This window comes from Pseudoalteromonas sp. NZS71 (assembly GCF_015864715.1).
GTDB classification, from domain to species: Bacteria; Pseudomonadota; Gammaproteobacteria; order Enterobacterales; family Alteromonadaceae; genus Pseudoalteromonas; species Pseudoalteromonas arctica.
In genome coordinates this window covers 40101-59250 of sequence record NZ_JADYWS010000007.1, presented here as the reverse complement: position 1 = coordinate 59250, position 19150 = coordinate 40101, and the positions used below count along the sequence as shown (strand labels likewise).

Genomic DNA, 19150 nt, shown 5'->3' with positions numbered 1-19150 from the left:
ATTGACTAAGTGGCACCTTCTTAATTCTTCTTATATTTGTACCCACGACACTGATAAGACCAGTATTTTGCTGCTATTTACGTCGAAATCACTATAATAGTTGGTTAACGTGAGAAATTGTTGCTACATTGCTTTTTCTGCTTACTTAAAAGTGAAAAACTAGTTAGTAACCGCTTAACTCATTACTTATAGGATATATCGCGTATTATGGCTGCAAAATTTAACCTTTTAGTTATAAATGGTCCAAATTTAAACATGCTTGGTAAACGTGAACCGGATAAATACGGTTTTCAGACGCTGAGTGAGATTATGGAGGAGCTAACCAGTGCTGCTAATAGTCTAGATGTTGAGTTAACGCATTTTCAAAGTAATAGTGAGCAAGCACTCATCGAACGAATTCACGATGCTTGGCAAGCGGTTGATTACATAATTATCAACCCAGCTGCATTTACGCATACTAGCGTCGCATTACGTGATGCACTGTTGAGTGTTGATATTCCGTTTTTTGAGGTGCACTTAAGTAATGTGCACGCACGTGAAGCCTTTCGTCATCATTCGTATTTTTCTGATGTGGCACAAGGCGTGATATGTGGATTAGGCGCAATGGGTTATCACGCAGCATTGAATGCCGCTGTGAGCCGGTTGCAAAGCGCAATTTAATTTAAATTAACACACAAACTAACAGGCGGGTCGTGTAATGGATATTCGCAAGATAAAGAAGCTTATCGAATTAGTAGAAGAATCAGGTATTGCTGAGCTAGAAATCACTGAAGGTGAAGAATCAGTACGTATTAACCGTAACAACATGAGTGCAGGCCCAGGTTACCCGCAATTTGCTCCACAGCAATATGCACCAGCGCCAGCAGCACCAGTTGCAGCGGCTCCTGTAGCTGTTGAAGCAGCACCAGCTGAGCCAACGGGTCATCAAGTTAAATCACCAATGGTTGGTTCTTTTTACTCTGCTGCGTCTCCTGAAGCTCCAGCATATGTAGAAGTTGGTCAGCAAGTTAAAGTTGGCGATACACTTTGTATTATCGAAGCTATGAAAATGATGAACCAAATTGAATCAGATAAAGCCGGTACAGTAAGAGCTATCTTAGCTGAAAATGGCGAGCCAATAGAATTTGATCAACCTCTATTCATCATTGAATAATAGCGTAACCTAAAAGGCCAACTCTAATGTTAGATAAAGTAGTCATTGCAAACCGAGGTGAAATTGCACTTCGTATATTGCGCGCCTGCAAAGAGCTTGGGATCAAAACGGTTGCTGTGCATTCAACGGCAGATCGCGATCTTAAGCATGTATTGCTTGCAGATGAAACCATCTGTATTGGTAGACCATCAGCAACTGAAAGTTATTTAGATATTCCGCGCATAATTGCTGCGGCTGAAATAACTGATGCTGTAGCGATTCATCCTGGTTACGGTTTCCTTGCAGAAAATGCTGATTTTGCCGACCAAGTTGAGCAAAGTGGTTTTGTATTTATCGGTCCTCGTGGCGACACTATTCGCCTTATGGGTGATAAAGTGTCTGCTATCGCAGCAATGCGTAAAGCCGGCGTTCCATGTGTTCCTGGCTCTGACGGTCCAGTATCAGATGATAAAGAACGCAACATGCAAATCGCTAAGCGTATCGGTTACCCGGTAATCATCAAAGCTGCTGGTGGCGGTGGTGGTCGTGGTATGCGTGTTGTTCGCAGCGAATCTGAACTTATTGATTCAATTGCATTAACACAGCAAGAAGCTAAGCAATTCTTTGGTAATAGCATGGTTTACATGGAAAAATTCCTTGAAAACCCACGCCACATCGAAGTTCAAGTATTAGCAGACGGCCAAGGTAATGCAGTACATTTAGGTGAACGTGATTGTTCTATGCAACGTCGTCACCAAAAAGTAGTTGAAGAAGCTCCAGCACCAGGAATTACTGCTGAAACGCGTAAATTCATTGGCGAGCGCTGTACACGTGCATGTATCGAAATTGGATACCGCGGTGCAGGTACGTTTGAGTTTTTATACGAAAACGGCGAGTTTTACTTCATCGAAATGAATACACGTATTCAGGTTGAACACCCTGTAACTGAAATGGTTACTGGTATCGATTTAGTGAAAGAGCAGTTAAAAATTGCAGCGGGTCAACCGTTATCATTCACTCAAGACGACGTTGTTATTCGTGGTCATGCTATTGAGTGTCGTATTAATGCTGAAGATCCTGAAACGTTTATCCCGTCACCGGGTAAAATTACACGTTTCCATCCAGCAGGTGGTTTAGGTATTCGTTGGGACAGCCATATTTACGCTGACTACACGGTTCCACCACATTACGATTCAATGATTGGTAAGTTAATTACTTACGGTGAAAACCGTGATGTAGCTATTGCTCGCGCACGCAATGCACTTAACGAGCTAGTAATTGACGGAATTAAAACTAATACTCCTTTGCATAAGAGAATTCTTGCAGATGAAAACTTCCAAAATGGTGGTACTAACATCCACTACCTTGAGAAGAAATTAGGATTGTAATTCTAGCCTGTAAAAGGCGTTTTATCTCAGTTAATAACCAGAGTTATTAATCTGATTTAAATAATTAAAAATCCGATATCAGGAGACTGATATCGGATTTTTTAATGTCTGTAATTTATACCAATTCGTTTAATTAAATGATCAAGTATTATTGCGGATTGGTATAAAGCCTTATAGGCAATAAAAAAGTCCATAAAATATACTGCAAAGAGTAAATTCGATGGACTCAATATTTATACAATATGTTGAACTAACATTAAACTAATTTAGATTCAATTAACTGTAGTGCTTCTTCTAAAATTGTTTCTACTGCTTTTTTAGCGCGTTCAGGATCGCGTGACTTTATGGTTTCTAAAATATCAGCGTGCTTAGCAACGTCTGCGCCCGGTACACCTTTAATGTGGTTTGTATAACGAATACTTACTCTAAGGGCAGTACTAATAAACTCAGTTAACTGCACAAAAAAGCGATTGTTACTGGCAACTAATATGCTGGTATGAAAAGCAATATCAGCTTCGAGTGGGTCGTCCAAGCCTTCGTCTGCTTCAGCCATACGGGCTAAGGCGTTATCAATTTCAGCGAGTTGTTCAGCAGTTGCATTTAGTGCAGCAAGAGCGGCTGCTTGTGGTTCAAGGGCAACGCGTACTTGAGTAAATTCTTTTAATAATGAAAGTGATGGCTTGCTGCTTAAAATCCAACGTAGTACGTCTGTGTCAAACATGTTCCAGCTGCTTTCAGGTAATACACGAATACCTTGCTTAGGACGAGAAGAAATTAATCCTTTAGCAGAGAGCATTTTTACCGCTTCGCGGGTAGCGCTGCGACTTACATCATACTTTATACATAAATCGGCTTCAGAAGGGAGGCCTTCGCTTACAGGGTAAACACCACGCACAATAGCAAAACCCAAATCGTGGGTTAATTGTTGTGTTAAATTTTGACGGGGTTGGCTTTTCATTGCGCAGGATTCCGAGTTGATATATTGCTTTATTATATATCATATATCATATTAATGTACTTAAGGATATGATATAAACTTTTAATTAGTTAAATATTTTAGCACAGCAATAACAACTTAGTTTGGCTCTTTATACTGTAAATGTAAGTTTATAAAGAGTTTAAATAAAATTGAAAATGCGCTGTATGGAGAGTTGAATTTGAACACCCTAGCTCAATATCATAGTCTTTCTGGTAAAGTTATTTTTATTACTGGTGGTGCATCAGGCATTGGCAGAGCAATGGTTAAGTCCTTTGTAAACCAAAATGCAAAAGTAGCATTTATAGATATTGATGATAAGGCAGCGCAATCGCTTATTCGTGATTTACCCAATGCAAAACTATGGTATAGGCAAGTTGATGTAACTGACTCTCATGCACTTCAGCAATCACTTGTGGATGCATGCGCCGCTTTTGGTGCCATTAATGTACTAGTCAATAATGTAGCGAACGACCGCCGCCAAGCGAGCGAAGACGTTACAGTGCAAGACTGGGATCAGTGCTTACAAATAAACTTAAACCCTGCATTTTTTGCCTCTCAAGTTGCTATGTCTTTTATGAAAGGCGATGGAGCCGGCAGTATCATTAATTTTAGCTCTATTAACGCGATTATGGGCCAGCCACAAATGGCAGGCTATGTAACCGCAAAAGCAGGGCTAATTGGTATGACTAAGGCATTGGCTCGCGATTACGGCGAGTTTGGTATTCGCGTTAACGCTATTTTGCCAGGGTGGGTGGCTACCGACCGTCAACTAGCAAGCTGGTTTACCGAAGAAGAGCAAGTTAAGTGGATGGAAGCCATGGCACTTAAAAAATTAGTAACTCCTGAAGATGTTGCTAATTTGGCACTCTTTTTAGCCGCCGATGAAAGCAGTATGATCACCGGGCAAAGTATTAAAATTGACGGTGGGAGGCTTTAAAGCTTGGCTAATTCATCTCTTTTTATTGCTGTTGACTGGGGCACGAGCCATTTACGTGCTTATTTGTGCGAAGTACAAGCGCAATCAACACTTAAATTATTAGCACAACGTGATGGCCCTGGCGTTGTTAAGGCGAATCAAAATTTTGAGCAAACCCTAATCGACACGATTTCGGTGTGGAAGCAAGAATATGGCAGTTTACCTATATATATTGCAGGGCAAATTACCTCAAGCATCGGCTGGCACGAAACGCCATATTTAGAATGCCCAATTAATCCCGAAGGGCTACTTAATGCTGCGGTTAGCTTTGATTGCGATGGACATATTATTAAAGCGTTACCTGGCACAAAGTGTACGCTGCAAAACGGCTTGTTTGATGTAATGCGCGGCGAAGAGCTGCAAATTTTAGGGTTTTTAAAGCAAAATCCAGAATATCAACAAGGTAAAATATTATTATGTTTGCCTGGCACACATACCAAATGGGTGCTTATAAATAACGGCGAAATCATTTGCTTTAAAACAGCCATGACCGGCGAGTTATACGATTTGTTATGTCATCAAAGTGTTTTAATTCCTAATGACTGCGCAGAAGGTGAGTTTGATTTTAAAGCATTTGAGCAAGGCTGTGAGCTAACTTTAGGTAGTGATAGCGGTAACTTGGCTCATGGTATTTTTAGTGTGCGTACACGCCAGCTTTCAAAAGAGTTAACGCCAGTACAAGCCAAAGCTTATTTGTCGGGTGTATTAATTGGCAGCGATGTACGAGCAGCTCGCCATGCAAGCGAGTGGCAATTATTGAGTGATACACAAGTAGTGGTGATTGGCACAAAGCAGCTTAATAAGTGTTTTACCACAGCGCTTAAACAAATTGGTGTTAAGTGTGTTGAGTTTGATATTAAAACAGCCACGCTAAGCGGCTTTAATTACTTATTTAATTTAGAGTCAAAAAATAAACCCCTCTATAATAATTAAATTATAAAGGGGTTGCACGGGAATTTTTTAGGACTATAACAGCCAATTACTTTAGCGGTTATTAAGCAATTTTAGCCGCTTTGCTTTGCTCAATATAATCATTAAGCGCAGCAACTTGTGCCTCATTAAAACGTAGTCCTAATTTGCTGCGGCGCCATAAAATATTGTATGCGTTTTCTGCCCACTCTTCATTTAGCAAGTAATCTACTTCTGCTGCAAATAAACCATGGCCAAAATCTTGGCCTAAATCACTCAACCCAGTTGCACTGCCTAATATATTTTTAGCACGAGTACCATAAGTGCGTACAAAGCGTTTAAGTGTTATTTCAGGTAACCATTCATATTTTGCTTTTAGCTCTGATTTAAGTGCTTCTACAGAGCTAAAATCGCCACCAGGGAGCGAACTATGCTTGGTCCATGCTTTGCTCATTTGTGGGTAAAAGTCTTCAAGCTTATTAACCGCAGCTTCGGCAAGTTTGCGATAAGTTGTAATTTTTCCACCAAACACACTCAGTAGAGGTGTTTGTTTAGCATCACTCGAAAGCTCTAATTTATAATCGCGTGTAACGGCTTGCGCATTAACTGATTCGTCATCAAGTAATGGGCGTACACCTGAAAAGGTATGTACTATGTCTTCGCGTTTAATCGGTTGTTTAAAGTAGGTATTAGTAATATCAATTAAGTAATCAATTTCTTCATCACTAATTTTAACGTCTTGTGCTTCACCTTTGTGTTCTACATCGGTTGTGCCAATAAGTGAGAAGTCATCTTCAAACGGAATAACAAACACAATACGCTGATCTTTATTTTGTAAAATATAAGCTTGTTTCTCATCGTGAATGCGAGGCACTACAATGTGGCTACCTTTTACAAGGCGAATATTTTGTGGCGATTTTTCTGTTAGGGCTTCATCAAATAACTTAGCAACCCACGGGCCTGCAGCATTAACGATACCTTTGGCTGAAATGCTGTATTTAGCTTTACTCTTTTGTTGTTCAAGCGTTACCTGCCATTTACCGTGCTCACGTTTAGCATTTACACACTTAGTTTGTGTGGTAATAACGGCGCCTTTTTCCTGCGCCGCAAGGGCGTTTAAAACGACTAAGCGAGAATCGTCAACCCAGCCATCAGAGTATTCAAACCCTTTGGTAATAGAGGGTTCTAAAACGCTATTTTCGCCAAATTTAATGCTTCGAGAACCCGCTAGTGTTTCGCGTTTCGCTAGGTTGTCATACATAAACAAACCAATGCGAATCATCCATGCAGGGCGTAAATGCTTTTGATGCGGCAATCTAAAAGTAAGTGGCCACATAATATGGGGTGCGTTCTTAAGTAGCACTTCTCGCTCTGCTAGGGCTTCTTTTACTAATCTAAATTCGTAATGCTCAAGGTAGCGTAGACCACCGTGGATCAGCTTAGAACTATTTGAAGATGTTGCACAGGCAAGGTCTGATTGTTCGCACAAGAGTACTTTTAATCCTCTGCCTGCTGCATCAGCTGCTATTCCAGTGCCGTTTACACCGCCACCGATGACTAGTAAGTCATATTCGTTATCTGCTAATTCCACCGAGCTAACCTTTTTATTTGTAATATAAATAAGACATAAGCATCATAAAGCTGCTGTTTTCATTTGACAATAGAAAACCCAGTTTTTTATTCGTTAATTTTGACGCCAATCCATTTTCAATTTGGAGCAGTAAAGCATGCCTTTTAAATCTAGCATTTAGCTAAGTTAAAAAAGCAAAGTGGTTAAAGTATTGACCTTAACCATTTAGTATTTACTGCGGGCAATTTTTATTCGTTAAGCATACTTGAGCTACGCAGTGCTGCCATTTTGCGTATAGATCGTTACGCTCGTCGGCACTCATGGTTGGCTCAAAACGACGGTCGCATGTCCACATTTTAGATAACTGCTCAGTTGACTCGTACACACCTGTTTGTAAGCCAGCTAAATATGCTACGCCTAAAGAGGTCGTTTCGGTCACAGTTGGGCGCTCTACTGTTGCACCTAAAATGTTTGATAAGAAGGTCATAACCCAATTATTTTTTACCATACCGCCATCTACACGAAGCACACTTGGGCGAAGACCATCACGCTCCATCGCTTTTTGTAAATCTTTGGTCTGGTAACCAACTGATTGCAGCGCTGCAGCAACTATGGTGCTAATACCCGAATCGCGTGTTAGCCCTAAAATAGCGCCACGTGCATTAGGGTCCCAATAAGGAGCGCCTAACCCCGTAAACGAAGGCACTAAAAATACACCATGATCGAGCGGTACATCTTTAACCATCGACTCACTTTCGCCAGCATGGCTAAGTAGCTTTAAGCCTTCAACAATCCACTGCATAGTTGCGCCAGCCATAAATATACTGCCTTCAATGGCGTAAGTTGGCTTGCCGTTTAATCTATAAGCAACAGTGGTCAATAAGCGGTTTTCTGAGGTCAGTGCTTTTTCGCCAGTGTTAAGCATTAAAAAACAGCCAGTACCATATGTACTTTTAGCCATGCCTTGTTCAAAACATGCGTGGCCAACAAGCGCGGCCTGCTGATCGCCTGCAATACCACAAACACGAATTGGCGCGCCAAAAATGTCAGCACTGGTTGAGCCAAACTCGTCAGCTGAATCCATTACTTCTGGCAGCATAGATTCTGGAATATCGAATAACTCTAGGAGCTCTTGATCCCACTGCTGGGTGTGAATATTAAATAACATGGTGCGTGATGCATTGGTTGCATCGGTGCGGTGCTCTTTGCCGCCTGTTAGCTGCCAAAGTAGGTAAGTGTCAACTGTACCGAAGGCGAGCTCACCTGCAAGGGCTTGTTCGCGTGCGCCTTCAACGTTATCTAAAATCCAACGAATTTTAGTGGCCGAAAAATAAGGGTCGAGCAATAAGCCTGTTTTTTCGCTTATAGTTTGGCAAAGCTCATCAGTTGTTAGGCTTTCGCAATAGTCACTAGTGCGACGGTCTTGCCAAACAATTGCGTTATAAATAGTTTTGCCTGTTTTTTTGTTCCATACTAAAGTGGTTTCGCGCTGGTTGGTGATACCAATGGCAATAATTTCTTCAGGCTTTACATCGTTTTTAGTTAACACTTCGCGACTAGTGCTAAGCACTGTTTGCCAAATATCGTTAGGGTCGTGTTCTACCCAACCATTTTGTGGAAAATGCTGCGAAAATTCTTGTTGTGCTGTACCAAAAACGTCTGCATCTTTTGTAAACAAGATGGCCCGAGAGCTTGTGGTTCCTTGATCAATTGAGAGTATGTATTTGGACATAATTATTAATATTATTTATCTTATATATAGCTAGATTGCCTTTAACTGAGGCTAATGGCAATGATTTTTCTTAAAATTCCTGATTAAAAAGTAAGCGTGTTTTTTTAACAGGTAACTCTTTAATAAAACACGTTTTACTTTGAGGTGATTTTAAGTGCGAACACGGCTATAAAAAAAGATAGCCGTGTTGAGTAAGTTACTTAGCGTGTGGTTTAGCTTGCTGCCAATCCATACCGGTAGAAAAGCGATTATCAAACCCGCGCCACTGTGGTAGTGGTTTACCGTCAACAACAGCTTGGTCGCCGTTTTGTGGTAAATCTAAGTATTCACATTGAGTGGTTATGCCTTTTACATGACAGTCCATCATCGCAAGTACAAAATGCTTGTTGGTTTCGTTAATTGTGCGCATAGACCACGAAGGCTCGTAGTAATGGCCTATATCTAGCTCACTGCTGCTTTGTGCAATAGCAGGGGCTGGGTGTGGTGCAATATTATGGCGTGCATTTTTGTAAGTAAGCATGTACTTATCTTTGCTGCCTGTTTGGTTATAAAGGTTTTTAATACCTTCATAGCCAGAAATGTCATCTAAGTTACCGGCGACATAAAGCGAAGGTACTTTAATATTTCCCATCGCTTTGGCATCAAATATAGCGTGCTGTCCGCCCCATGGTGCAAAGGCCACCATCGCTTTTATACGCGGGTCTACTTTTGGGTTTTGGTATTGCCCACCAGCGCAGCTGTTTAGTAATTGCTGTACTTGTTTAATTTGAGCTGGGTCTTTCATACCTGTAAACATAGCCGTAGTTTGCTCATTAAAAGCGTAACAACCACCTATCGTATTTACAGCGCCATAGCCACCCATTGAGTAACCAATTACGCCTGCGCTTTTGTTATCTACCTGCTTGCTTGCAAAGTTGTTTTGCTCATTAAAGTAATTAATAACAAACTGCTGATCGCGTGAGCGATTTATAAGCGTGCTAAAAAAGCCAGAGAACGGCGCGTTTTTAAAATCAACATCAGCATTGGTTGAGTCAGTATGATCAATCGCTACCACAATGTAACCGTGCGACGCTAAGTGCTCGCCAAGGTAGTACATAATTGTACGGTAACCGGTATAACCGTGCGAAAGCACTATCACAGGGTAGTGCTCTTTATTATTAATGGCGACATCACGCATTGCATCGGCTTGCAGAGTAAACTCTTTACCTGAGCGAGTTTCATCTGTGTAGCTGGTAAGTGGCGCTTTTGCTGTATTTACAGCCGGATACCACACTTCTACTTTTAAAGGACGATCTTTTTGGCCTTGTGTAGCAGGGTCAAATTGCGCAGGGTTAACTAAATCAAATGTTTGCACACCTACTTTGTAGCTACCTTTAGCTGCAAGCTCTGGGAGTACTTCGCTAGTGATTGGCGGATATAGCTGTTCTGGTTTATTAGATTCAGCAACAGCTACACTGGCAGATAAACTGCACGTAGCAAGTAATATGGCTTTTGAAAGCGCCTTGAGTGTGTGTGTCATTGTGTGTCCTTGTTGTGTATTTTTATTTTTTAATTTGTCAGTTCAGCCGACTCGACGGCATTGCTATATTGCAGCTGCCATTGTGCTCGTAAGGTATCCATTATGTTCATAACCCGTAAGCTAGTACCCAGTGGTAATACACAGCTTTGGGTTTGTTTTTGTAATATACACTGCGTGACATGTGCAATTTCAAACTTAAAGTTTTCATCGTCGCTAAAGTCGTATTCAAAGTACTGAGGGTCTTGGTCGTTTATGTGTAGCTCTAGCGTTTTTGCACCTACAAACTGAGGTATTCGGATATAGCCAAGCTCACCATTAATACATGCTTCTGTTGGGCCATTTTGCTGCAGTGCGCTGGCAAGAGATGCAAATTGCCCGTTACCGTAATCAACTATAGCAGTGCTTCGCTCATCAACGCCGGTTGTGCTTTTATATACAAAGGATTTGATGTGTTCAGGGGCTTTATTAAATACCACATCAGCAATCGAAATAGGGTAAATACCTAAATCGAGCAGGGCGCCACCCGCTGTTACAGGGTTCATTAATCGGTGAGTGTCGGCAAAGCTGCCAGGTAAACTAAAGTTGGCATTAACACTGTGCACATTACCAATAACACCTTCACTTAGGAGTTGTTGTAATTTTACTATGGCTGGTAAAAACCGCATCCAAACGCCTTCCATTAAAAAGCAGTTTTGTTGCTTGGCAAGCTCAGTGAGGTTTTGCAATTGCTTAGCATTAACGGTAATCGGTTTTTCGCTTAGCACGTGCTTATTGTGTGTTAAGCATTGGGCGATAGTTTTAAAGTGTTGATCGTGCGTATTGGCAATATAAATAGCGTCTATATTTGGGCACTGCATAAGAGCTTGATAGCTCTCGTAGCCTTGAATATTGTACGGTGTGGCAAATTCTTTAGCGCGCTGCATACTCGTTGAAGCCGCGCCAATAAGCTGTGCATCACTACAATGCGCAATGCTTTTAGCAAAGGTGTGAGCTATATTGCCACACCCAATAATTCCCCAATTAACCTTTGCCATGCTTATTCCTTAAGTTTATTTAAAAAGACGTAATTTGTAATCCTGAGCCCGCTGAACATACGTAAATATCAGCATTTAGGCTAAAACGCTCAAAGTAATGCTTTTCTACCGCAGCTTTAATTAGTGGTACTTCCGCATCGCGACACAAACATACAATAGCACCACCAAAGCCGCCACCCGTCATACGTACTGCGCCGCGATCGCCCATCGCTTCTTTACAAATTTCTACTAGGCCATCGGTTGCTGGTACGGTTACTTCAAAGTCGTGTTTGAGAGATTGATGCGATGCAGCCATTAATTCGCGAAGTGCATCCATATCGTTATTCTGTAGTGCAGTTGTTGCTGCAATTACACGGTCGTTTTCGCTAATTACGTGGTGTGCACGTTTATATTCGTTTTCGCTTAATGTCGCTTTTACTGCTTGCAGGGCAGTCATGGTTGCTTGGCGAAGTGTTTCTACACCCATTTTTACAGCTGCTTGTTCGCAGTCAATACGGCGCTGGTTGTATTCGCTATCAACCAACTTACGCGGGTAGTTAGAGTTAACAATAACAATATTTAAATCATCAGGAACTTTAACTGATTTAGTTGCTAGGTTTTCACAGTCGATTAATAGTGCATGCCCATTTTCGCCTTTAGCTGAAATAAGCTGATCCATAATGCCGCATTGGCAATGCATAAAGTCATTTTCGGCTTCTTGGCCAAATAGCGCAATTTGCTCTGGCGGTAAACCAAGCTGTGCAATATGGTTAAACATACCGCCAACTGCAACTTCTAGTGCGGCCGATGACGACAAGCCACTACCTTGCGGTAAGTTACTGTCAATTAGTAGGTCGGCGCCACGTAGTTTGTAGCCCGCTCTTTTAAGAACATAAGTAACAGCACGAATGTAGTTACCCCATTGCGATTGGCCTTCAGTAATTTCTTCATCAACGCTAAAGCTGTCTTGCTCGCCTGGATAATTTAAAGAATGCACAGTGATAATATTGTCGTCGCGCTCTTTAAACATTACTTGGGTACGAAACTCTAACGAACACGGTAAAACAAAACCGTCGTTGTAGTCGGTAAATTCGCCAATAAGGTTTACACGGCCCGGTGCTGCAGCAATACCTTGAGCAGGCGCGCCATACAGTGACAAAAATTGTTGTTGGAATTCGTTAAGCTTCATCTGTGTGTCCTGCTGTATCTTTATAGTGTGTGGTACTGGCTGCTTTTAAAATAGAAGCAGCGGTTTCTGCGCTTAAGTCGCGTTGGCTTTCGCCTAGCATTTCGTAGCCTACCATGTGTTTTTTAACAGTAGCAGAGCGAAGTAGCGGCGGATAAAAATGAGCATGTAAGCGCCAATGTTGCTCATCAGAGCCTCTGTTAGCCGGTGCATTGTGCCACCCCATTGAGTATGGGAAGCTGCAATTAAATACGTTGTCGTACTTAGTGGTTAATACTTTAAGTGCCTGAGCCAAAGAGTCGGTTTGCACATCGTTTAGCTGGCTAAAGTTTTGAATATTATCTTTAGTTACTAGCATTGTTTCAAACGGCCATGCTGCCCAAAATGGCACCACAACAAGCCAATGTTCGTTTTCAAATACAACACGTGTTTGATCTGCTTGCTCTTTTTGCGCGTAATCGGCAAGCATAGCTGTACCATGCTTTTTATAATAGGCAAGCTGCTGGGTATCTTCGGCTTCTATTTCGGTTGATAAATGCGAGTGAGCCCATACTTGGCCGTGAGGATGAGGTTGCGAGCAACCCATGATCTCGCCTTTATTTTCAAAAACTTGTACACATTCGTACTGCTGTGCAAGCTCTGTGTAATTTTGTTTCCAGGTTTTTACTACTTCGTGCAATGCGTTTTGGCTAAGCTCTGGTAGTGTTTTATTGTGCTCTGGAGAAAAACAAATTACGCGGCATTCGCCACTGGCTTCGTCGGCAATAAATAAATCGCTGTCTGACTCTAAGGCTTGTAATTGCTCGCTGGCATTAGGTGTTAATGCGCCAAAGTCATTTCTAAATACGTGTGTGTATTTGTAATCTGGATTGCTGTCGCCATTTGCACGGGTATTACTTGGGCAAAGTGGGCAGCTGTCATCGTGTTTTGGTAGTACGTTTTCGTTAACGGCTTCTGTTGCGCCTAACCATGGGCGGTTATTACGATGTGGTGACACTAATACCCAACGACCCGTTAGCGGATTTTTACGTCTGTGAGTACTTTCTAATAAAGCCATGTTAACTCTCCAACCCACTTGGGTAATTAGTTTGCCAGCGCCATGTGTCGTTTGTCATGTCGCTAAGTGTTAGTTCTGCGTGCCAGTTAAGTGTGTTTTGCGCTTTTGTGGCATCGGCGTAGTTACAGGCAATATCACCTGCTCGGCGCGGCGCAATCTTATACGGAATATCTTTATTGGCTGATGCGCTAAATGCGTTGATCATATCAAGCACAGAATAACCTTGCCCTGTGCCTAAGTTGTAAGCATGAAAGGCGGTATCTGTTTTATGCTGCATAAATGCCGCAACATGACCTTTAGCTAAATCTAAAACATGAATATAGTCGCGCACGCCTGTGCCATCTTCGGTGTCGTAGTCGTCACCAAAAATATTGACCACGTCACGTTTACCTACTGCAGTTTGAGCAATAAAAGGCATTAAGTTATTAGGAATACCATTAGGGCTTTCACCTAATAAACCACTTGGGTGTGCACCTACTGGGTTAAAGTAACGAAGCGCAATACCCATAAATTGACTGTTGGCATTACATACGTCTTGCATGGCTTGTTCAACCATGACTTTAGTCCAACCATAAGGATTAGTTGCGCGTATAGGATGCTTTTCGTCAATAGGGAGGTAGTCTGGCTCACCGTATACTGTAGCCGATGAGCTAAATATAATATGGTTAACGCCTGCCTCTTGCATGTTTTGTAGCATGCTTAATGTGCCCGACACATTATTTTGATAATAACGCAGTGGTTGCTCAGTTGATTCGCCAACGGCTTTTAAAGCCGCAAAGTGAAAAACAGCTTCGGCTTTAGTATGTTTTAGGGCGAGTTTAAATTGTTGCTCGTCTTGAATGTCACCCAATATAAACTCAAACCGAGTGCCAGTAATCTTTTCGAGTTGGTCAAGTACCCGCGAACTAGCATTAGACAAGTTATCATAAATAACAGGTGTAATACCTGCTTCATGCAATGCAATACATGTGTGGCTACCTATGTAACCCATGCCGCCAGTGACTAAAACTTTCATGTTTATTCTCGAAAAGTGTATTTATATGATAAATACTACTATTAAGGTGGTTTAAAAACAATAGTTATGATTGTTGGATAATTCAAATAAAAGCATAAAAAACATTCAGATTAAACACTCGCCTGCCTCTAAATAGCATGCTTTTATTTTAACTAACAAAGGCTTAGCTTTATCAATTGATTAGATAAACTGTTTCGATTATTGACCTAATTTCAGCGGTAGGGGGGCTGCTAATATAGCGAGAACAAAGTTAGGAGAGAGCAACATAAATAAAACAGTTTTACTTACCGGTGCTACCGATAGCACTTGCTAGAAACGCAAAGATGTTATTAACCCAAGTACTGTATTTATGAAATCTGTGGGTGGCTTTGTAAAGTTTTAGAAAAAATCCTTATGGTTGATCTAAAGAGCTCACTTGTCAGTGAGCTCTTTTTTTAGCTGGATTACTGCTCTTGCTGCAAGCGCTCGTATAGCCAATCTTTTAATTCTGTACGTTCATGTTTTAGCTGATGCATTTGCTCATCGCTTATGGGCGCATCTTTGAGCTCTAACACTCTAATTTCTTTATCTAGCTTGTCGTACTTATCTGCTTTTTTTGCAAATTCAGTATCGCTTTCATTTAACTCGGCAATTGTCCTTAAGTACTCTGGAAAGTCATTAGTTAATGAGTGGTCTTCGCCTAACATATTCGCTCCTTAATAGGATATAAATGAGCTCACAAGTAAGTGAGTTGTATAAGTGAATTACTGCCTTTCATATAATACACTGGGGCTTACATAGATATAATTCAACCATTGAGCCGCTAATTTGATGTAGAGCAAACAATCTGTTTATTTTGCTCAGTAAGGCATTTCACCAAAGTATTTAACAGAGCGATCAATAAACGCACGTACTTTAGGGGTCAATAATTTATTGTTGGGGTATACAGCCTAAATAGGAGTGTTAACTACTCGCGAAAAGCTTATAGCTCGATATTATTGCTCAAGCTGCAAGGTATCTCTGGCTAGAGAAAATAAATTTAAATATCATCATGATTTAATACGTTAATAAATCTCTTAAGCAGAGTTCGGGTTAAGTAAACCAGTACCCACTAGAGACTTTAAAGAGCTTTTAGCAAAAAGAGTTAATTTTTAACGCTTTTTGCTAATTTATGTTGACTAATTAATAGTGGTAGAATGCAGCGCTTAGTACCACTTGTGTGAAGTAAGTGGTCAATAATTTATAAGGTTTGTTGTGTAATGCTGTTAATGATCGATAACTACGATTCGTTTACTTACAACTTAGTGCAATATTTTCAGCGTTTAGATCAAGACGTTTTAGTGAAACGTAATGACGAGCTAAGCATTGCACAAATAAAGCAGTTGAACCCGAAACACATCGTGTTATCGCCGGGGCCATGCACGCCTAACGAAGCGGGTATTTCGTTAAATGTTGTTGAGCAACTAAAAGGGCAATATCCTATTTTAGGGATTTGCTTGGGGCATCAAACTATCGCGCAAGCTTTAGGGGGAAATGTAATACGTGCTAAAAAAGTAATGCACGGTAAAACATCACCCATAGTTCACACTAATAAAGGGGTGTTTAAAGGCTTAGCTAACCCGTTAACAGTATGTCGTTATCATTCTTTAGTGGTTAAAGAGCAAACTCTACCTAAAGAACTTGAAGTAACCGCATGGAGTCAGACTGAGCAAGGCGAGTTTGACGAAATTATGGGGTTACTTCATAAAGAACTAGCAATCGAAGGTGTGCAGTTTCACCCCGAAGCTATTCTAACTGATCAAGGCTTAGAACTGCTTGATAACTTTTTAACTCGCTTCTAATGTTATAATACACAGAGCATTTAATACTTTATTAATGGATGTCATGACTGAACTTGTAGCCCAGCAGCGTACTGCCAAAATACTAAGCCAACGGGCTCATGACTTATTGCTTGGGCACAGCTTTGCGCATCAGCAAATTGGTTTCATCCATACATTAGATATAGATTACGGCGAACCCATGAAGCAACGCACTTTGCTTCAGGTTGAAGTGGCCGCACAGAATAAACGCCAGCAAAGCAGTACTGCACATCATAAGTACCGCGCTCAAGCGAGTGAGCAACTACACAAAACAATTGAAACAGCTATATATAAGCAGCTCGAAGATATAGATGGTGTAATTCACAGTACTATAGGCATTGAAGATGGCATTGCCAATATACTCGATATATTAGCTGTAAAGTCGGCATCAGTAGGGCGCTTAGAACCATTGGTAAATGATATAGGCTGGTTGGGTAGAGAATTAGTAACGCTTGTTAATTTACCTTACTATCGTAATCAGCGTAGTAAAAACACGTCTGTGAAAGTAGATAAACCATCGCTTGCCCTTCGTTATATTGGCCTTGATAACTTACAGCTAGTGATTCCTACATTTGCTGCCCGTCATTGGATGCCACATAGCACCGAACCATTTTCATTATTAAAACGCCGGCTACGCGACAGCGCGATGGCAAACGCGATTGCAGCGCAAAAAATTGCACAAATTAATAATGTGAATGACGTACATGCATTTACCCTTGGAATGCTTTTAGATGTAGGACGAATTGCATTAGTGCGCTTGTACTTAAAAACGTTTGAGAAAGTATGGCAACGCAAAGTGCAGTTAGCCCGAAATGAAAACCAAAAAGATTTACACACCGCATTATTAGAGCTACAGCCCGACCCGCTATTTTTAACCACTCTACTTAGCAATAAGTCGATAGAAGTAAGCGCCAAAGTAATAGACAAAATGGCTTTTAAATATTTACCGTTTAAAGGTGTAATGCAGCAGCTAGTAAATGGGGTAGATAAAGGCGATACATTACTGCCATTAACAGAAGTAATGCTAAAGGCACGGTGCTACTCTCAATATCTTAATTTAAAAGAGCATCAACTTATTGAGCCTGATGAAACTCTAAGCTGGTTTTCGTACTTTAAGTTCACTAAAACGGAACTAAAAACCCTCCAATCGAGTAATTTTACCAATTTAGCTATTCAAATTGACTAAAAATCTGAATTTTTTGTTAATTTTTTTGCGACTAACCATTCATTCTCACTCTATTGTTATATTGCATATTTGCCGATTAAAGCGTGCTTGCCTCTGCGCTCATGCGGTTAGTTGTCTAAAACCAAGTATGAATGGCTATGCAAATAGTTATTCACTATCTATGAAATAATATCTTTAGCCCTTTATTTTCAAGGGATACATGAAAGTTTTTAACGAGACAGATATAAGTAATTCTGAAATAATGTGCGTCTGAAAATTGAACCACAAAGCAATTTTGCGCAATTATCAGGTTACTGATCTTGCCTATAAAGTTGGTTACAAATATTAACCAAACACCTATTTTGATGTTTTGTGTTGCTCACAATTAAGAGGAAATAAAATGACAGTCAATCGCGAATTATTTGATCACGTAATGGTTCCTAACTACGCACCTTCAAGCGTAATTCCTGTTCGAGGCGAAGGTTCTCGCGTATGGGATCAAGAAGGTCGAGAGTTTATCGACTTTGCTGGTGGTATTGCAGTTAACTGTCTTGGCCATTGCCACCCTGCATTAGTAGGCGCATTAAAAGAGCAAGGCGAAAAAATCTGGCATCTATCAAATGTAATGACCAATGAGCCGGCACTTCGCCTAGCTAAAAAAATGGTTGATGCTACATTTGCTGAAAAAGTTTATTTTGCCAACTCAGGCGCAGAAGCAAACGAAGCAGCGCTTAAGTTAGCGCGTCGTTTTGCACTTGATAAGTTTGGCGCAGAAAAATCACAAATCATCGCGTTCAACAAAGGTTTCCACGGTCGTACATTCTTTACCGTAACTGTTGGTGGCCAAGCTGCATATTCAGATGGTTTTGGTCCTAAGCCTGGCGACATTGTACATTGTGATTACAACGACCTAGCTGCTTTTGAAGCGCTTATCAGCGATAAAACATGTGCCGTAATGATGGAACCTCTACAAGGTGAAGGCGGTATTGTTTCACCAACTGACGAGTTTGCTCAAGGCGTTCGCGATTTATGTACTAAACATAGCGCACTGCTTATTTTTGATGAAGTTCAAACAGGTGTTGGCCGTACTGGCGATTTATACGCATACCAAGGCTTAAACATAGTACCTGATATTTTAACTTCAGCTAAAGCACTTGGCGGCGGTTTCCCTATTGGCGCTATGATCACAACAACTGAAATTGCACAGCATCTTAAAGTAGGTACTCATGGTTCTACTTATGGCGGCAACCCGCTTGCGTGTGCTGTTGCAGAAGCTGCATTTGATACAGTAAATACCCCAGAAGTACTTGCTGGCGTAAAAGCTAAAGCAGCATTATTTAATGAACTACTTACTGCGGTTAACGACAAATACAACGTATTTAGCGAAATCCGTGGCCAAGGTTTATTAATTGGTGCAGTAGTGAACGAGCAATATAAAGGTCGTGCAAAAGAGTTTTTAGTGGCAGGGACTGAGCAAGGCCTTATGTCATTAGTTGCTGGTGCAGATGTAATACGTTTCACTCCATCTTTAGTAATTCCTGAAGCGGACATTCGCGAAGGTATGGCACGCTTTGAAAAAGCAGTAGCAAGCGTAGTAAACGCATAAGCGACTTAAGCCAACCAATTAAGGGCAAGCACTGCTTGCCCTGCAATTCCTATTTACCGTTATTT

The 19150-nt window shown here is 41.1% G+C and carries 17 protein-coding genes and 1 pseudogene; 8 read left to right on the top strand and 10 right to left on the bottom strand.

What is annotated here, in order from left to right; all coding sequences use genetic code 11:
- The first annotated feature begins 207 nt into the window (after positions 1-207).
- The 3 genes from aroQ to accC are packed head-to-tail and all read left to right on the top strand — an operon-like array spanning position 208 to position 2520.
- A complete protein-coding gene (aroQ, locus tag I6E85_RS06255) occupies positions 208-660 on the top strand; it encodes a type II 3-dehydroquinate dehydratase (RefSeq protein ID WP_007580040.1) in 453 nt (150 codons plus the stop codon).
- A gap of 37 nt (positions 661-697) precedes the next feature.
- On the top strand, positions 698-1153 hold the full coding sequence (gene accB, locus I6E85_RS06250; protein WP_024589567.1) for an acetyl-CoA carboxylase biotin carboxyl carrier protein: 456 nt from the start codon (positions 698-700) through the stop codon (positions 1151-1153).
- A gap of 26 nt (positions 1154-1179) precedes the next feature.
- Positions 1180-2520 carry an acetyl-CoA carboxylase biotin carboxylase subunit gene (gene accC / locus I6E85_RS06245; protein WP_007580045.1) on the top strand — a complete coding sequence of 447 codons (1341 nt, stop codon included), beginning with the start codon at positions 1180-1182 and terminating at the stop codon, positions 2518-2520.
- A gap of 256 nt (positions 2521-2776) precedes the next feature.
- Here accC and I6E85_RS06240 read toward each other — a convergent pair whose 3' ends face one another.
- Positions 2777-3478 carry a FadR/GntR family transcriptional regulator gene (locus tag I6E85_RS06240; protein ID WP_007580047.1) on the bottom strand — a complete coding sequence of 234 codons (702 nt, stop codon included), beginning with the start codon at positions 3476-3478 and terminating at the stop codon, positions 2777-2779.
- A gap of 199 nt (positions 3479-3677) precedes the next feature.
- On the opposite strand from I6E85_RS06240, the gene I6E85_RS06235 reads away from it, so the two are divergent.
- Both I6E85_RS06235 and I6E85_RS06230 read left to right on the top strand, forming a co-directional pair.
- On the top strand, positions 3678-4436 hold the full coding sequence (locus tag I6E85_RS06235) for an SDR family NAD(P)-dependent oxidoreductase (RefSeq protein WP_002958845.1): 759 nt from the start codon (positions 3678-3680) through the stop codon (positions 4434-4436).
- 3 nt (positions 4437-4439) lie between these two features.
- Positions 4440-5408: a 2-dehydro-3-deoxygalactonokinase gene (locus I6E85_RS06230; protein WP_024589568.1), complete on the top strand. Its 969-nt coding sequence runs from the start codon at positions 4440-4442 to the stop codon at positions 5406-5408.
- 61 nt (positions 5409-5469) lie between these two features.
- Here I6E85_RS06230 and glpD read toward each other — a convergent pair whose 3' ends face one another.
- The 9 genes and pseudogenes from glpD to I6E85_RS20945 form a co-directional block, all read right to left on the bottom strand.
- A complete protein-coding gene (gene glpD, locus I6E85_RS06225) occupies positions 5470-6975 on the bottom strand; it encodes a glycerol-3-phosphate dehydrogenase (RefSeq protein ID WP_101164419.1) in 1506 nt (501 codons plus the stop codon).
- Positions 6976-7186: 211 nt separating this feature from the next.
- Complete coding sequence (gene glpK, locus I6E85_RS06220; RefSeq protein WP_197193183.1) at positions 7187-8686, bottom strand: glycerol kinase GlpK; 1500 nt, start codon at positions 8684-8686, stop codon at positions 7187-7189.
- A gap of 196 nt (positions 8687-8882) precedes the next feature.
- Entirely contained in the window at positions 8883-10205 is a 1323-nt protein-coding gene (locus I6E85_RS06215; protein WP_197236722.1) for a dienelactone hydrolase family protein, read from the bottom strand.
- Between the two features lie 29 nt (positions 10206-10234).
- The gene (locus tag I6E85_RS06210; RefSeq protein ID WP_197236721.1) at positions 10235-11239 is read right to left on the bottom strand and encodes a Gfo/Idh/MocA family protein; all 1005 of its coding nucleotides are present in this window, start codon (positions 11237-11239) and stop codon (positions 10235-10237) included.
- Positions 11240-11258: 19 nt separating this feature from the next.
- Positions 11259-12407, bottom strand: a complete 1149-nt coding sequence (gene galK / locus I6E85_RS06205) for a galactokinase (RefSeq protein WP_197236720.1) — start codon at positions 12405-12407, stop codon at positions 11259-11261.
- Positions 12397-13461, bottom strand: coding sequence for a UDP-glucose--hexose-1-phosphate uridylyltransferase (locus I6E85_RS06200; RefSeq protein WP_101164423.1), 1065 nt, complete (start codon positions 13459-13461; stop codon positions 12397-12399). The genes galK and I6E85_RS06200 overlap by 11 nt, the downstream gene beginning before the upstream one ends.
- Before the next feature lies 1 nt (position 13462).
- Complete coding sequence (galE, locus tag I6E85_RS06195) at positions 13463-14476, bottom strand: UDP-glucose 4-epimerase GalE (protein WP_024589574.1); 1014 nt, start codon at positions 14474-14476, stop codon at positions 13463-13465.
- A 443-nt stretch (positions 14477-14919) separates the two neighbouring features.
- On the bottom strand, positions 14920-15162 hold the full coding sequence (locus I6E85_RS06190; protein ID WP_024600067.1) for a YdcH family protein: 243 nt from the start codon (positions 15160-15162) through the stop codon (positions 14920-14922).
- A gap of 153 nt (positions 15163-15315) precedes the next feature.
- Positions 15316-15411 (bottom strand): annotated as a pseudogene (locus I6E85_RS20945) (LysR family transcriptional regulator); the annotation flags it as partial.
- Positions 15412-15714: 303 nt separating this feature from the next.
- On the opposite strand from I6E85_RS20945, the gene I6E85_RS06185 reads away from it, so the two are divergent.
- The 3 genes from I6E85_RS06185 to I6E85_RS06175 all read left to right on the top strand — a co-directional run bounded on the left by I6E85_RS06185 (position 15715) and on the right by I6E85_RS06175 (position 19085).
- On the top strand, positions 15715-16296 hold the full coding sequence (locus I6E85_RS06185; protein WP_024609237.1) for an aminodeoxychorismate/anthranilate synthase component II: 582 nt from the start codon (positions 15715-15717) through the stop codon (positions 16294-16296).
- A 43-nt stretch (positions 16297-16339) separates the two neighbouring features.
- On the top strand, positions 16340-17500 hold the full coding sequence (locus tag I6E85_RS06180) for an HDOD domain-containing protein (protein ID WP_024609238.1): 1161 nt from the start codon (positions 16340-16342) through the stop codon (positions 17498-17500).
- A 379-nt stretch (positions 17501-17879) separates the two neighbouring features.
- The gene (locus I6E85_RS06175; RefSeq protein WP_024609239.1) at positions 17880-19085 is read left to right on the top strand and encodes an aspartate aminotransferase family protein; all 1206 of its coding nucleotides are present in this window, start codon (positions 17880-17882) and stop codon (positions 19083-19085) included.
- Positions 19086-19150: the final 65 nt, after the last annotated feature.

Bases quoted from the DNA above. Each gene is read 5' to 3' on its own strand.
- aroQ (WP_007580040.1), top strand. From the start codon at position 208: ATGGCTGCAAAATTTAACCTTTTAGTTATAAATGGTCCAAATTTAAAC.
- accB (WP_024589567.1), top strand. From the start codon at position 698: ATGGATATTCGCAAGATAAAGAAGCTTATCGAATTAGTAGAAGAATCA.
- accC (WP_007580045.1), top strand. From the start codon at position 1,180: ATGTTAGATAAAGTAGTCATTGCAAACCGAGGTGAAATTGCACTTCGT.
- I6E85_RS06240 (WP_007580047.1), bottom strand. From the start codon at position 3,478: ATGAAAAGCCAACCCCGTCAAAATTTAACACAACAATTAACCCACGAT.
- glpK (WP_197193183.1), bottom strand. From the start codon at position 8,686: ATGTCCAAATACATACTCTCAATTGATCAAGGAACCACAAGCTCTCGG.
- I6E85_RS06215 (WP_197236722.1), bottom strand. From the start codon at position 10,205: ATGACACACACACTCAAGGCGCTTTCAAAAGCCATATTACTTGCTACG.
- I6E85_RS06210 (WP_197236721.1), bottom strand. From the start codon at position 11,239: ATGGCAAAGGTTAATTGGGGAATTATTGGGTGTGGCAATATAGCTCAC.
- galK (WP_197236720.1), bottom strand. From the start codon at position 12,407: ATGAAGCTTAACGAATTCCAACAACAATTTTTGTCACTGTATGGCGCG.
- I6E85_RS06200 (WP_101164423.1), bottom strand. From the start codon at position 13,461: ATGGCTTTATTAGAAAGTACTCACAGACGTAAAAATCCGCTAACGGGT.
- galE (WP_024589574.1), bottom strand. From the start codon at position 14,476: ATGAAAGTTTTAGTCACTGGCGGCATGGGTTACATAGGTAGCCACACA.
- I6E85_RS06190 (WP_024600067.1), bottom strand. From the start codon at position 15,162: ATGTTAGGCGAAGACCACTCATTAACTAATGACTTTCCAGAGTACTTA.
- I6E85_RS06185 (WP_024609237.1), top strand. From the start codon at position 15,715: ATGCTGTTAATGATCGATAACTACGATTCGTTTACTTACAACTTAGTG.
- I6E85_RS06180 (WP_024609238.1), top strand. From the start codon at position 16,340: ATGACTGAACTTGTAGCCCAGCAGCGTACTGCCAAAATACTAAGCCAA.
- I6E85_RS06175 (WP_024609239.1), top strand. From the start codon at position 17,880: ATGACAGTCAATCGCGAATTATTTGATCACGTAATGGTTCCTAACTAC.